Source organism: Brucella sp. NBRC 12953, from assembly GCF_040369775.1.
Lineage (GTDB): Bacteria > Pseudomonadota > Alphaproteobacteria > Rhizobiales > Rhizobiaceae > Brucella > Brucella pseudogrignonensis.
Map to the genome: position 1 here is coordinate 283,962 of NZ_BAABSV010000003.1, position 14,606 is coordinate 298,567.

Sequence of the window (14,606 nt, forward strand, 5' to 3'; positions counted from 1 at the left end):
AGTGGACCGGGCCCCTCTGGCGGTTTTTCCAAACCGTGATGTCGGCCACTTCGAGCAAGCTCGAGGTCAGCCCGGTAAACCCCAGCCGACCTTGTTAGATTTGAACAGAGGTCGGATATGGAAATCTTTACTTCACTCTTCATGGGAACACCGGTCTGGATGTGGCTGGTGTTTATCGGCATCGTTCTGGCTTTGCTGGTGCTCGATCTTGGCGTCTTCAACAAGGAAGACCATGAGATCGAAATCGGTGAAAGCCTGAAAATGTCGGCTTTCTACATCACACTCGGACTGGCCTTTTCCGGCTTTGTCTGGTGGCAGATGAGCAGCGAGGCCACAGCGCAATATCTCACCGCATTCGTGGTCGAGAAAACACTGGCTCTCGACAATATCTTCGTTATCGCGCTTATATTCAGCTTCTTCGCAATCCCGCGCAAATATCAGCACCGCGTCCTTTTCTGGGGTATTCTCGGTGTTATCGTGTTGCGCGGCATTATGATCGGCCTCGGCGCCACAATCGTCGCAAACTATCACTGGGTTCTGTATCTCTTTGCGGTCTTCCTTATCATCACCGGCATCAAGATGCTGTTTTCGGGTGAAGATGATGAACCGGATATGAGCCGAAACCCGCTGCTGCGCTTTGCCCGTAAACACATGCGTGTCACGGATGAACTGCACGGCAATGCCTTCTTCGTACGGTTGAAAGACAGTGCGACCGGCAAGATGGTACGCTTCGCAACGCCACTATTCCTGGCGCTCATCATGATCGAAGTGGCGGATCTGATCTTCGCTGTAGACTCCGTTCCGGCAGTCTTCACGATCACCACCGATCCCTTCATCGTTTACACATCGAATATCTTCGCAATTCTTGGCCTGAGAGCGCTCTTCTTTGCCCTGTCAGCCATCCTGCATCGCTTCGCCTATCTTAAATATGCGCTGTCGATCCTGCTGATCTTCATCGGCTCCAAGATGTTCATTGCGGACCTGATGGGCTGGGAAAAGTTCCCACCGTCCTGGTCGCTCGGCATTACGTTTGCGATCCTTGGTGCAGGCATTGTCATATCGCTTGTAAAAACCAAAGACGCGGAAAAGTCCGTCAGCCATCATCAGTCATAAGACTGCCAAACCAACATATCAGCCCGGCCCCTCTGGTCCGGGCTGATTTCAAGATCAGTAAATGATCTCCACCCCTGCTCTTTCCAGCGCTGCATAAACCGCACTGGGCGGTGGCTGATCCGTGATCACCAGATCAATGCCGGATGTTGGCAGGATCGAAAACTTGTCCGATCTTTGCAGCGCCGTATGGCTCGCCAGTACGACGAATTTTCTTGTCTGGCGGCGCACCACTTGCGCAAGCTGAAGATGCCTGTCCGACGGTCCGAGCAATCCGCGCTGCACATCAAAGCCGCTTGCTCCCATGAAGGCGATATCGAAAACACGACGCGAAATGATTTCCATCGCCTCAAAACCGAATGAAGCACGGGAATGCTTGTCGAATTGCCCGCCGCAAAGCGTAAGATCAGTCTGCCCGCCCATAGACAGGACAATCATGATATCGACCATCAGCGATGTGGCGATGATCGGTGGTTCATGACGCGCCTCCCAAGCGGTGGCCAGGGCGGTTGAACCACCGCTGAAAAATACCGACATACCCGGTTTAAGCAGTCCATGAGCAAGCCGGGCAATTCGCTCCTTGGCTTCACGATCGGCGCCGATACGCAAGTCAATATGCGGCAGCCCCTTTGCCGTGACGGCACGCGCCCCGCCATGAACGCGCATCGCTTGCCCCCTCTCCTCCAAAGAAGCAAGATCTCGTCTGATGGTTTCTTCTGAAACCGCGAATATACTCGCCAGTTCCGCGCAGGTGGTGTCGCCCTGTCTGATGAGACGATCACGGATTCGATCCTGCCGATCCGAGGGCCGAAGAAGTCTTTGTGCCATTTTAAGGTCATGCCGTTGTTACGTCGCGGCAGGCCTAACGAACTTACCTCACAGGAATACGACAAAATCTCACCAAAACGGTCATTAAACGGGCAAATAGCGCAAGAGCCGGTAGAAACTCACAATTCGCATGTCATTCACGCCCGATAGTTTGTGCCCAAATCGGACACAGGAGTGACGGACATGGTTGAACTTTCAAGGCGCAGTTTTCTGACAGCCTCCGCTGCATTGGCAGCCACAAGCACTTTTGGTATTTCTTCGGCTTTTTCCGCCGACGCCAAAATTGAAATCTCCAGCATCTGGGGACCGGACAAGCCATTTCAGAAAGTCGTAGACGCTTTCAACGCGCTGAAGACCGGCGTCACCGTCACCAACCGCTTCGATGGCGATTATGAAACAGCGACTGCCAAGGCACTCGCCGGCATCGCTGCAGGCAAGCCGCCAGCAATCATGGTAACGGGCTGGAAGTTCGGCTATTTCGCACGCCGTACCCTTGGTGCCCGTGATCTCAACGAAATCGATTCAACCAAGGCAAAGGCCATCATTGCGAATTTCGTTCCTTCGCTGATGCCGCTGGTCACCATCGACGATGCCGTGATTGGCCTGCCATGGGCAATGTCCACGCCGATCACCTTCATCAACAGCGCTCTTTGGGCGGAAGCCGGTCTTGATCCAAACCTTCCGGAATATCCGGATACAGACTGGCTCTATAAGGCTGCGCGCACGCTTGATGAAAAACTCAAAGGTAAACATGCCACCTACCGGTCGGCACTGGCTCTTTCCAACAATGAATGGACCAGCCAGTCCTTCATTCAGAATGCCGGTGGCTACATCATCGACCCCGAAGGCAAGCTTGCGCTTAACAGCGACGAGGCTGCAAAGGGCATGGAACTTTTCTGCCAGCCAGCCCATCAGGGGCTCTGGACCCCCGTCAGCGGCAAAGAGCAGGATGCCGCTTTTGAAGCTGGCGCGCTTGCGATCTGCACCACGAGTTCGACACGCGCTGCCAGCTTCCCGTTTGGTAATGCCAAGGCGATCACCGCGCGCTTCCCCGGCATTCCGGGCCATGCCCGTAACATGAACAGCGGCGGAAACTTCCTCGCTGTCTGTGCAAAGAATGACGAACAGGCGAAGGCTTCGCTTGCGTTCCTTGAATTCTGCGCCTCGCCTGAAGGTCAGAAGATCTGGTCGGAAGTTGGCTATCTCAACACATCCGTTCACGATATTCCGCTGATTAACGACTTCATGAAACCTGCTGCGGGTCAGCTTACCGATGGTTTGACTGCCGAAACCATCTGGCCGGGCAAGCGCGGTCTTGAAGGCCAGAACATCTGGCGCAAATGGGTATCACGCATGTTGCTGAAAGAAACGGATATCAAATCCGGCCTCAAATCAGCTCATGACGAACTTGCAACCGTGCTGGTGGATGCCTGACGCGAAATGTCGAAACCTCTGTTTGCAAAGCTGGCTCCGTGGATTTTCGCGGGGCCAGCCGTCCTTTCCGTCATTGTTTTCCTTTATGGCCCGATCATCGCCTCGGCGGTTCTGTCGGTTGTTGACTGGAACCTGCTTTCAACCGATGTCAGCTTTGTTGGGCTCGACAATTACAAAAGCTTGTTTGCTGACGCCGATTTCCGGCTCGCAGCCTGGAACACGGTGCTTTACTGCATCATTCTCGTTCCGGCGCAGATCATTCTACCGCTGATTATCGCTGTGATGATCCATGCGGTGCAGGGCTCCAGGCTCGAACGCATCTATCGCGGCGCTTTCTTCCTGCCGACCATCCTCGCCTATTCTGTTGCAGGCGTTGCATGGTCATGGCTGCTTAATCCGGTCAACGGGCTTTTCAACGAAGTTCTCGTCTGGTTCGGATTGCCGACATCCATGTGGCACCTCGATCCGGATCTCGCACTCTTATCTGTGTCAGTCGTCACGTTCTGGAAAAGCTTCGGCCTCAACATGCTGTTGTGGATCGCAGCGCTTGCCAATGTTCCGCAGTCTTTGCGCGAAGCGTCTCGACTGGATGGTGCTGGTGCATGGCGACGCTTTTTCACCATCGAACTGCCGCTGATTACGCCGACCGCCTTTTTCATTTCGGTCACAACCGTATTCTCGGTACTCGATGATATTGTGGGCGTCGTTGACGTTCTGACGGGTGGCGGACCAGCGGGCAGAAGCTCCAATCTGCTTTATTTCCTCTGGCAGCAGGGCCTGCAGTTCTTCCAGTTCGGCAGAGCAAGTGCAGTGGCCATGATTATCATCGTGGCAGTCCTTCTCATCACCTGGGCGCAGTTCCGCTTCGGCGAAAAGCGGGTCCATTATCAATGACTGCAAATTCTCTCAGCACCACGCTCCAGCGTGGAACACTCCATATTCTTCTGATTGTGCTATCGCTCATCACGCTGTTTCCACTGTTGTGGATGGTGACATCTGCATTCACACCAAACGAACTGATTGCGCAAAAGGCGCTGCGGTTCTGGCCCGAGCAGATCACCTTGTCGAACTTCCAGCTTGCAGCGGATCGTTATCCGATCTGGTGGTGGCTGTTTAACTCCGTGGTGACATCGGCTGCCATTACACTGGGCAAACTCATCATCAGCCTGCCTGCGGGCTATGCTTTTGCCCGAATGGAATTTCGCGGCAAACAGTTCCTGTTCTGGGTGGTGATTGCCACCATGTCCTTTCCGACGGTTCTCGCGATCATTCCCACCTATATCGCGGTGGTGAAGATACAGGCCTTCGATACCTATTGGGCCATGATCATCCCTTCGATCCCCTATATCGGCTTTTATGTCTTCTATTTCAGACAGTCGTTCCGCTCGCTTCCCGACGAAATGTTTGAAGCAGCACGCATCGATGGTTGCGGTATCTGGAAACAGTTCAAGGATGTGGCCATACCCAACGTGCTGCCAGCCATTGCAGCCCTTTCCGTGATTTCTTTCATGGGCGCGTGGAACATCTACCTTTGGGGGCAACTCGTCCTCGAAGACACCGGCCGAAAGACACTCACCACGGGCACTGCGATGTTTGCTGATGTGGACGGCGCTGAAACCCCATGGGGACCACTGATGGCGACCAGCCTTCTCTCCGTATTGCCCGTACTCGGCATGTTTCTTCTCGCGCAACGTTACATCGTTGAAGCATTCTCTGTCGGCACAGGAGAGAAATAATGGCGCGTGTTCTGGTAATCGCACATCTCAACCATGATCGGATCTGGGAGCTGGACGGGGCACTCAAATCCGGCTCCCGCGTTTCGTGGGGAAAGCGTGAGACAAGGCTCGGTGGCGGTGGGTATTTCACCGGCTCACCGTTTCTGGCGCTGGGGCATGAGGTGGCGCTGGTCAGTTCGCTTGGCAATGATGCGCTTGGTAAAACAGCCCGCTCTGAGCTCTCAGAACTCGGCTTCGACATGCAGCATGTTTGCAAGCGAGATAGCGGCACCCACATCACCGACATTCTGCTTGAGCCTTCAGGCGAGCGCACGATTTTAACACCGAGCCAAGGACCGATGCGATTGTTCCGGCTTGATGGCAATGTCAAAGCCGATGCTGCTTATATCAATTGCTTCAACCCAGATGCGACGATCCTTAAAGCACTCGATTCAATAGGTTTGGTGGCGTCTCAGTTTCCCTTATCTGAGACCTCTGTGCCACGACCAGCGGATCTCATGATCGGCTCAAAAGGCGATTTTCCGGAGTTGGATGACAATGCGCTCTGGCACAAAGCACAGCATTTCTGCGGTTCCCGCCTGAAGCATCTCGTGATGACCGACGGTGCGCGCGCCATCACCATCCATGATGGCGAGCAAATAAGGAATGTCACCCCTATGATACGTGCGGTTGTCAAAAACACGATCGGCGCGGGCGACCATTTCAGCGCCAATCTCGTATCCGCGCTGCTTGCGGGAGCAGCAATTGAAGATGCCGCGCGCAATGCCAGCAAAGCAACCGCCGATTGGCTGGAACAGCGGGATCAGGAAAAGTATTATAGCATTTCCAGCAAAAGTGCGAAGCGGTTTTGCGTCGGATAATGCGTAAAAACAAATAGTTACAGTGGTTCCAACGATTCATTTCTAACTGGAACCGCTGTAAGCGCTTTGGTCCTGCGTTGAAATCTCAAATTTGAAGATGCAAAGCGCATGACATTTTGCTTTGCGGAAATGGAGAAAAATGGCCGGTATCATCATGAAGAACCTCAAGAAGGTCTATGCTGGTGGAGTGGAAGCCGTGAAAGGCGTATCCATCGATATCCGTGCAGGTGAATTTATCGTTCTGGTGGGTCCGTCAGGCTGCGGAAAATCAACCCTGCTGCGTATGGTTGCTGGTCTTGAAGAGATTTCAGGCGGTGAAGTCAGCATTGGCGGACGCATCGTCAACGAGGTTGAACCTGCTGATCGTGACATCGCAATGGTGTTCCAGAACTATGCGCTCTATCCGCATATGAGCGTCTATAACAATATGGCTTATGGCCTGCGCAACCGCAAAACACCCAAGGCCGAAATCGAAACACGCGTGGCGGAAGCCGCCCGTATGCTGGAGATCGAACCGTTTCTTGATCGCAAACCGAAGGCATTGTCTGGCGGTCAGCGCCAGCGCGTTGCCATGGGGCGCGCAATCGTGCGCAAGCCTTCCGTCTTCCTTTTTGACGAACCACTGTCCAATCTCGATGCCAAATTGCGCGTCACCATGCGCGGCGAAATCAAGCGATTGCAAAGGCGGCTGGGCACGACCTCGCTTTATGTAACGCATGACCAGCTCGAAGCCATGACCCTCGCGCATCGTCTTGTCGTGTTGAACAAGGGCAGTATCGAGCAGATCGGAACCCCGCTTGAGGTTTATCACAATCCGGCCTCGACTTTTGTCGCGAGCTTTATCGGCTCACCAGCTATGAACCTCCTTAATGCCCGGCTCGCCGGCAACCGTCTGATGATCGATGACGCTACCTTGCAGCTTTCAGGCAGTCTTCCCTCATCCGATCCGCTCACAGTGGGGATCAGACCGGAGGATCTCGTTCTGGCGCAGAACGGTGTGAATGCACTTAGTTTCACACTCGATCATGTCGAAGAACTCGGCGCCCAGCGCCTCGTCCATGGTATGGTTGGCGAGCAGCGGATAACCGCAGCCTTTCCGCCTCACATCCCGATCAGCGATCATATGCAATTGACGGCAGCCACCGATAAGCTGCATTTTTTCAGCGCAGACACCGGCAAGCGGCTGATTACAGCCCCAAGTCCGATTGTTTCGCAGAAAACATCAGGCCTGTCGCTCGTCTGAGGTCAGATGTGCAAACAGGCTCCTTGCCAAAGGCGTTAATGTCGTTTCATCTCGCACACAGACTGCCAGCTGGCGTGTTGCCCAACTGTCGGAGAGCTTGATGATCGCTATCGAAGAAGATCGCCGGAAACGCCGCGCCGCCGTTTCCGGTATGATGGCAACGCCCACGCCTTCGCCCGCCATCCGGCAGATACCCTCAAAGGTCCGCAACCTGATACGCGTTTTAAGCCGCAGGCCGATTTTCAGAGCCTGTGCATCGATGTGATCCTGTAATGCGCCTGTACCGAGCGCGATAAAGTGCTGGTCGAGCAATTCGTCGAGCCGGACGCTGTTGCGTAGGGCAAGCGGATGATCCCGCGCGCTGACCAGCACCAGCCGATCAATGGCAAAGGGTTGCAGATGCAATCCGCTGGTATCGACGGCATCGGACAGAATACCGATTTCAGCAAAACCTCCGGCGATACTTCTGGCAATTTGAATGCTCTGGCGCTCTTTCAGGTCGATATCGGCCTGAGGGTTGCGTGCGAGCCAGGGAGCAAGCCGCGCCGGAAGAAACTCCGTCATCGCAGCAGTGTTGGCCAGAACGCGGATTGTCCCGCGCAGACCTTTTGCATATTCGCCAAGTTCGCCCCGCATCTGCGCGATCTGATGCAGGATCGCGCGCGCATGATGGACCAGCGCATCGCCAGCTTCGGTCGTCGTGATGCCGCGTCGTCCGCGTTCAAGCAACATCACTTCGCTGAGCGTTTCCATATCGCGCAGCCTCTCACTGGCCGCCGCCAGAGAAAGGCCAACATCGGCGGCACCATGGGTGATACTGCCAGCATCTACCACAGCGAGAAACAAGCGAAGGTCAGTCAGGTCAAAGCGCATAAGGCAAGACTATCGCATAATCAGGCTTCGGACCAGCCGAAGCCATGTTGCGGAACTTCCACATTGTTCCAGTGCCTGAGATGGTCCATGCAAAGCCATGTTCGATTTATCAACGACACTGATATTGACGATTGCAGCCACGTTCTTTGCTGCCGGTATTGTCAAAGGCATCACCGGCATGGGCTTGCCGACACTGGCAATGGGCGTGCTGGGCAGCCTCATCTCACCGCTGGCAGCGGCAAGCCTGCTGCTGGTGCCGTCTTTCACGACCAATGTCTGGCAGATGATTGCCGGACCAAATTCGGTCGCGCTGGTCAAACGGTTATGGCCGATGATGCTCGCAATCATTGTCGGCACAATGCTCGGTGTTTCCTGGCTGGCGAAGGGTGATACCACTATCACAACCGGTACACTGGGTGCCTGTCTCAGCCTGTATGCAGCCTTCACACTGCTGGCACATCCCTTCAAGGTCCCTCAGAAGCTTGAGACCTGGTTGTCACCGGTCGTAGGCGCGATCACAGGCTTTATTGCCGGAGCGACCGGCGTGTTTGTGATTCCGGCAGTGCCTTATCTGCAAGCACTTGGACTTGAAAAAGACGAACTCGTTCAAGCGCTTGGCCTGTCCTTCACCATATCGACAATCGCTTTGGCTTTAGGGCTCGGGGTTCAAGGAGCGCTGGTTTTTGATCAACTCGCAATCTCCACCATGGCGATTGTTCCGGCACTCGCTGGAATGTGGGCCGGACAAGTTATTCGCAGGAAAATCAGTCCCGTCATGTTCAGACGCGGCTTTCTGATCTGTCTGCTGCTGCTTGGTTTGGAAATGTTGCTGCGGCCACTTTTTTAGATCATGAACGCAAAGCAGATGCCGGGCTCATGCGCAGCGTCATCAACGCCGGAACCAGTGAAACCACCGCTGCAACAGCAATAAAGCCAATAGCAAGCCAGACATCGCTCATCGCAAATTCCACCGGCATCCTGACTGCTGTTGTTGCGGTGAGCCATGATGTGATGGCCCGCGCTGCCGCATAGCCGATTGCCAGGCCAAGAAAGATTCCAAGCAGCAGCAGGAAAAACAATTCGCCCCAAACAATCGCCATGATGGAGCGAACCGGCGCACCAAGCGCCCGCAGCGCACCGATCTGACGTTTTCGCGCGCCGATATGCATGACCGCAACCAACAACAAGGCGAAAACCACAATCACTTGCGTACCGATGGCGATACCAAGCAACAGGCTGCGGGCATCTCCCAATGTTGAATAGAGCCTTGTGAGAACCTCTGCCGGGAAGATCGCCAATGTGCGATCAGAACGATATTCCTGCCGTAGCCGATAGGCATCCGCAATCGTCTTTGGCTTTACAAGAATAGCTGGAACACCGGGGCTATCGGCATCGAAAGCCTCATCAAGCGGCGCATTGACGTCGATTTCGTGATCATGGTTATGCGGCTTTTCATTGGTAAGCACACCAAATCCGTTACCCGGCTTTTCAGCATGGTCGTCATGCTCGTGTTCTTCATGAGCTTCCATGCCATGCAGCTGCCAGACAGTGCGAATGGGAACCAGAATGGACCGATCCCAAGCAGTGCCGGTCGGAGCCATTTTGCCAGCTACATGATAGCTGACCTCGGTATGTGCATGTCCGCCGGTCTCAACCGTACCATGCATTGGATTGACTTTAGCACCGACAGCTAGATCGACTGCCGAACCGATAATTGCCTCGCCCAGACGTGCGAACATCGTGCCTTCGGCAAGCTGCGGTGACAGGGCGGAAACAAGCTCGGTTGTCGTGCCGACAATGGGAAAGCCCATCGCGCTGTCGCCAAAGCCTATGGGTGCTGCGAAGGCCACGCGCTTGTCATTGGCAAGTTTGCCCAGCATCGCACCCGACATAAGCGGCAGAGGCGACGGCTGCAAAAAGACGGACGAAAGTGTGAGCTGCGTGTCACTTCCTGCAGCACCGATCACAAGGTCAAACTTTTCAGATGCCCGCGCCGTCCCAAGCCGCACAGCCCGTTCCTGCAAGGTTACGACCGAACTTAATGCAACTGACAAAGCCAGCAGAACGATGATGGCAACGGCACCACTCCAGAAACGGCGCAGATCGGCAAGAATGAATGCGATCATGACAATTCCATCTCCGCGCTGTCGCTTGCAATCCTTCCGCCTTCAAGGCGAATGCGGCGCTGCAGATATTGCATCAGCTGCGGATCATGCGTGACGACCACCAACGTCGCCTTTTCTTCGGTCGCAAGCCGCACCAGAAGCTCGGCAACATCGGCACCGGTTTTCTGATCAAGGCTTGCAGTCGGTTCATCGGCCACGATCACGCCGGGTTTAGAAAGAAGCGCACGCGCGATAGCAACGCGCTGCATCTCACCGCGCGACAGCGTTTCGATATGTTGGTCCGGGCGGGTTATTCCGACTGTTTGAAGCAATTGAAGCGCGCGTGCGCGATCATCAGCCTTCACCCCAAAACTCAATTTGAGCGGCAATAGCACATTGGACAGTGCGGAAAGGCCGGGAAACAAGTGAAAATCCTGCATCACCAGACCAATGTTGCGCGCACGAAACGCATCGCGCCTGAAAGAAGACAGGCTGCTGATTGCCGTTTCGCCCCAAACTACTTTGCCGGCTTTCACAGGTTCGAGACCCGTTATAGCGTTGACCAGCGTGCTTTTCCCCGAGCCGGAGGCACCGGTAATTGCCAGATGACCACCAGCAACCAGATTAAACTTTTCAATGGAAAGCACAGGGAGAGCCAACCCCGGAAAGCGCACTTCCAGATCGGTAATATCGAGCGACAGACCCGATGGCTTGGCAAGCATCATCATCAGACTGTTTTGAAAGAAGCATCACGCAGACGAAGCTGACTGACGAAGCCCGTTTCAGGGTCTGTCCATGAACCATATTCCAGCGTGCCGCGCGTCAGAATTGGCGCGTTGAACTGCACGAATGTCTGTTTGGATGCCAGATAAACGACCATGATATTGTCGGGCCAATCGGAATCCGACGAGCAGAATGGGCAGATCGACATCGGAATTTCGGTCAGAACAAAGAAATTGGCTTCAGCCTTGAGTGGCGGTGCCATGAACCCGCTGATTGCCGCTTCCTTGCCGGAAGCATTTTTAACCTGATCGGAAAACTCCAGACCCAGCACGCCAAAACTTTTATACAGATTGTCAAAGCCAAGCTGCTCTGCGGCTTGTACCCTGTTTGCAATGCACATCAAAGGCGCAGCTGCCAATGCACCAAGCATGAGTTGCCTGCGATTGAAATGCGGTCCTGTGCGCATCCTGTCCTCCTGAAGAGAAGTGGACAGGCGGAAAACCCGCCTGCCCTTAATCAAACGAAGATTACTCAGACTTTGCCTTGCCGAGCGCAAAGGTGTCAGCAAGCACACGGTAAACATCGCTCTGTTCCATATAGCCGCGCAGACCCTCGGAACCTGGACCCGTTGCCTGAAGAACAACGTCATCGACCGCGTGAACGCCGGTGTCATCTTCCTTAGGGATGTTGCCCTGAACGAAGACTGCGCCCGGAACATCCTTGTAAGCCTCATTGGCTACATATTCGCCCTTCTCGTTCTTAACGGCTGGAACGAAGGCGCCATCCATCTTTGGACGGAAGGTTTCGTAATGATCCGGGCCGTTATTGGCGGCGAGGAACAGACGACGCGAAACATCGATGCGATCCGGATAACCGTCGCCATTGGTGTCTTCGTAATTGGGGAATCCGGCGGCATCGTAAGTGCCAACCTTTTCGCGCATTTCATCGCCCGGCTTTTCATCATCGACTGTACCAATGATGGCAACGCCATGGGTATGATCACCGGTGACGATAATCATCGTGTCCGGGTTCTTTTCGGCAAATTCGCGGGCAACGCCAACGGCCCTGTCGAACTCGATGGTTTCGACCAGCGCGCGATCCCAATCAAGCGGATGGCTCATCTTATCAACCGATGCGCCTTCAACCATCAGGAAGAAGCCTTCCGGATTCTTGGAGAGCTTTTCGAGTGCCGTCTTGGTCATTTCCACCAGACCCGGCTGGTTCGGGAACTTGTCAACCGTGCCTTTCTTGAGGAACTCACGATCAAGCGTCACATCGAGGTTGCCGGTGTGGAAAAGACCGAGCAGCTTGTCCTGATTGGACTCACCCGATGCAGCAAGCTCGTCCTTGCTGGTGACCAGCGCATATCCGGCATCCTTGAACAGCTGAATATAATCCTTGTCGTCCTTGCGCTTGGAACCCGGAACGTCTTTGGCGAGGAAGTAAGCAGAACCGCCGCCAAGAATAACGTCAGGCTTCACATCATACATCATGCCGACAATATCAGCCTTGTCGGAACGCTTGCGCGTATGTGCGACCAGCGCGGCTGGTGTCGCGTCCTGAAGTTCGGATGTCGAAACAATGCCGATGGACTTCTTGGTTTCACGACGCATTGCTTCTGCAATGGTTTCAACCTTCGGGTCGTCCTGGCTGTCGGGTGTACGATCGGCATAAACGCCAAGTGCATTCACGCGTGACTTATGGCCCGTCATGTAAGCCGACATGGTGTTGGCACTGTCGGTCGCAATCGAATGGGTCGACGACGTGCCGATGAAAGCAACAGGTGGAATATCATCCATGTTGAGGCGGCCATTGGCCTTACCCTCAGTCATGCCCTTCGACATGATGCGCGCGCCGGTGCGGTGCGCGACCGAAAGACCGTCAGCGATCAGGAAGATGATGTTCTTGGCTTTGGCTTCATTGCCGGTCGCATAGACATCCCAATTGACCGACTTGGTTTCGTCGCCAGCAGAAACTTCGACCTTGTAATCGCCAGCCTTGCCGATTTTCAGTCCGCGCAGAATAAGAGCAGAGCCCAGAACCTTGTCTTCTGCGCCCTTTTCTTCAGCGGTAAACTCGGCTTTGCTGCCAAATACAGCTTCATAATCCTGGCCATTGATGGTGACTTTCACGTCCTCTGGCTTAACGACCTTATCGAACTCAACCTTGAAATCGAATGGCGAATTGACAAGGATTGTCGCTCTGTCAATCGGATAGACGGTTGCAGCACCAGCCGCAGTCGTCAGCATGGTTGCTGAGGCGAGAGCAAGAAGCAGTTTGCGCATATCAGAAATCCCCACTGTGTAATGCGTGTGAGGGTCAGATAAGAAAGCTAGATGACACTGGTATAACAGTTTGCCGATTAATTGGTAAAACTTGCTTTGCCGGCTATTGAGAGGGCAACTCCCCTTTTGAACAAAGAGCTTGCAACTCACAAGAACAACTTTTTTGATCCATCTCATTGTTTATAAATAATAATTTTCAAAATATCTGGTATTCATGCAGGTGTAAAAAACTTGGGCTAATTGTCTGCGGATCAATCAGACAGGTGACATATGATACGCAAAACGCTCTCGATCATTCCATTGACCGCACTTCTGCTCAGCACAGCCCTGCCTGTCTTTGCGCAAGACAAAGTGCCCGCTTTGGTCGGCGAGTTTGTTCTGCCTACCGGCCTGAAACTCAATGGCGTTGAGTTTGGCGGCATTTCCGGCCTTGATTGCGATCCGGCCCAAAATGTCTATTATGCGATTTCCGATGACCGTTCAGAGAAGGCACCTGCCCGTTTCTACAAGCTTAAACTCGATATCGACGCATCCGGCATTCACGGATTGGATATTCTGGAAACCAACACCCTGCTTGATGCCGAGGGAAAGCCTTTTGCAATCAAGGATGTCGATGCGGAAAGCATTCGCTTCAACCCTGAAAGCCAGACGCTTTACTGGTCCAGCGAAGGCGACCGCAAAGGCAAGCCTTCTGTTCGTGAAATGAAGCTCGATGGAAGCTTTGTTCGTGAGTTCAAACTGCCGGAAGCCTATTTGCCAGATGAGAATAAAACGCGTGGCACGCGAAACAACCTGGCTTTTGAAAGTCTCACCATCACAGCCGACGGCAAGACGCTGCTTGCAGGCACTGAAAATGCTCTGGCTCAGGATGGTGAGATTGCCACGCTTGATAAAGGCAGTAAGCCGCGCATCATCTCCTTCGATATCGCATCGGGCGAAGCAACCGCCGAGCATGTCTATGAAACTGATCCGGTTTTCGCAAAGGCAACGCTGCCGCCTTTCTGGAACGACAATGGATTAAGCGAGTTCATGACGGATGGGCCGAATCTTCTCACTGTGGAGCGAAGCTACGCTCACGGTGTGGGCAACCGCATCAGCATTTATCGCGCATCCTTCGAAGGTGCGACTGATGTGAACGGCAAATCATCGCTTGAGGGGATCGCAGCCACACCGTTGAAGAAAGAACTCTTACTGCGTCTTGATGAGGGAACGTTCGGGCTCGATATCGACAATATCGAATCCATCACATGGGGTCCGGAAATCGATGGTGCGAAAACGCTGGTGATCGCGTGCGACAATAATTTCAATGCCGACCAGTTTACCCAGTTCGTCGTCATCAAGCTTCCATAGTAGCTGTCATCAAACCTTAATCGTGATGATAATCACCCGTCACAGGGCCCCTTTAAGGA

General features: G+C 54.0%; 14 protein-coding genes. 8 read left to right on the forward strand and 6 right to left on the reverse strand.

All coding sequences use genetic code 11. The features are described from left to right. Positions 1-117: 117 nt before the first annotated feature. Positions 118-1,113 (forward strand): TerC family protein, encoded by a 996-nt coding sequence (locus tag ABWV94_RS08845; RefSeq protein WP_064321313.1) that lies wholly within the window; start codon positions 118-120, stop codon positions 1,111-1,113. Between the two features lie 54 nt (positions 1,114-1,167). On the opposite strand, the gene ABWV94_RS08850 is transcribed toward ABWV94_RS08845, so the two are convergent. After that, a complete protein-coding gene (locus ABWV94_RS08850) occupies positions 1,168-1,938 on the reverse strand; it encodes a DeoR/GlpR family DNA-binding transcription regulator (protein ID WP_353413245.1) in 771 nt (256 codons plus the stop codon). 183 nt (positions 1,939-2,121) lie between these two features. Between ABWV94_RS08850 and ABWV94_RS08855 the strand changes: the two genes are divergently transcribed. The 5 genes from ABWV94_RS08855 (at position 2,122) to ABWV94_RS08875 (ending at position 7,211) form a co-directional block, all read left to right on the forward strand. After that, positions 2,122-3,372 carry an extracellular solute-binding protein gene (locus tag ABWV94_RS08855; protein WP_353413247.1) on the forward strand — a complete coding sequence of 417 codons (1,251 nt, stop codon included), beginning with the start codon at positions 2,122-2,124 and terminating at the stop codon, positions 3,370-3,372. A gap of 6 nt (positions 3,373-3,378) precedes the next feature. Continuing rightward, positions 3,379-4,266, forward strand: coding sequence for a carbohydrate ABC transporter permease (locus ABWV94_RS08860; RefSeq protein WP_313028878.1), 888 nt, complete (start codon positions 3,379-3,381; stop codon positions 4,264-4,266). After that, the gene (locus ABWV94_RS08865) at positions 4,263-5,108 is read left to right on the forward strand and encodes a carbohydrate ABC transporter permease (RefSeq protein ID WP_353413249.1); all 846 of its coding nucleotides are present in this window, start codon (positions 4,263-4,265) and stop codon (positions 5,106-5,108) included. The genes ABWV94_RS08860 and ABWV94_RS08865 overlap by 4 nt, the downstream gene beginning before the upstream one ends. Beyond that, positions 5,108-5,968, forward strand: a complete 861-nt coding sequence (locus tag ABWV94_RS08870) for a PfkB family carbohydrate kinase (protein WP_353413251.1) — start codon at positions 5,108-5,110, stop codon at positions 5,966-5,968. Before ABWV94_RS08865 ends, ABWV94_RS08870 begins: the two co-directional genes overlap by 1 nt. Positions 5,969-6,107: 139 nt before the next feature. Next, positions 6,108-7,211 (forward strand): sn-glycerol-3-phosphate import ATP-binding protein UgpC, encoded by a 1,104-nt coding sequence (locus ABWV94_RS08875; RefSeq protein ID WP_353413253.1) that lies wholly within the window; start codon positions 6,108-6,110, stop codon positions 7,209-7,211. On the opposite strand, the gene ABWV94_RS08880 is transcribed toward ABWV94_RS08875, so the two are convergent. Next, positions 7,191-8,084, reverse strand: coding sequence for a LysR family transcriptional regulator (locus ABWV94_RS08880; RefSeq protein WP_231193321.1), 894 nt, complete (start codon positions 8,082-8,084; stop codon positions 7,191-7,193). The two genes, ABWV94_RS08875 and ABWV94_RS08880, sit on opposite strands and share 21 nt — an antisense overlap. Before the next feature lie 97 nt (positions 8,085-8,181). Between ABWV94_RS08880 and ABWV94_RS08885 the strand changes: the two genes are divergently transcribed. After that, a complete protein-coding gene (locus ABWV94_RS08885; protein WP_353413255.1) occupies positions 8,182-8,931 on the forward strand; it encodes a sulfite exporter TauE/SafE family protein in 750 nt (249 codons plus the stop codon). 1 nt (position 8,932) lies between these two features. Here ABWV94_RS08885 and ABWV94_RS08890 read toward each other — a convergent pair whose 3' ends face one another. The 4 genes from ABWV94_RS08890 to ABWV94_RS08905 all read right to left on the reverse strand — a co-directional run bounded on the left by ABWV94_RS08890 (position 8,933) and on the right by ABWV94_RS08905 (position 13,197). Then, complete coding sequence (locus ABWV94_RS08890) at positions 8,933-10,210, reverse strand: ABC transporter permease (protein WP_353413257.1); 1,278 nt, start codon at positions 10,208-10,210, stop codon at positions 8,933-8,935. Further along, a complete protein-coding gene (locus ABWV94_RS08895; protein ID WP_353413259.1) occupies positions 10,207-10,917 on the reverse strand; it encodes an ABC transporter ATP-binding protein in 711 nt (236 codons plus the stop codon). Before ABWV94_RS08895 ends, ABWV94_RS08890 begins: the two co-directional genes overlap by 4 nt. Then, positions 10,917-11,378 carry a hypothetical protein gene (locus ABWV94_RS08900; RefSeq protein ID WP_353413261.1) on the reverse strand — a complete coding sequence of 154 codons (462 nt, stop codon included), beginning with the start codon at positions 11,376-11,378 and terminating at the stop codon, positions 10,917-10,919. The genes ABWV94_RS08895 and ABWV94_RS08900 overlap by 1 nt, the downstream gene beginning before the upstream one ends. 61 nt (positions 11,379-11,439) lie before the next feature. Further along, positions 11,440-13,197 (reverse strand): alkaline phosphatase, encoded by a 1,758-nt coding sequence (locus ABWV94_RS08905; protein ID WP_353413263.1) that lies wholly within the window; start codon positions 13,195-13,197, stop codon positions 11,440-11,442. Positions 13,198-13,467: 270 nt separating this feature from the next. Here ABWV94_RS08905 and ABWV94_RS08910 point away from each other — a divergent pair, with 270 nt between their 5' ends. Next, positions 13,468-14,547, forward strand: coding sequence for an esterase-like activity of phytase family protein (locus ABWV94_RS08910; RefSeq protein ID WP_353413265.1), 1,080 nt, complete (start codon positions 13,468-13,470; stop codon positions 14,545-14,547). The last annotated feature ends 59 nt before the right edge of the window (positions 14,548-14,606 follow it).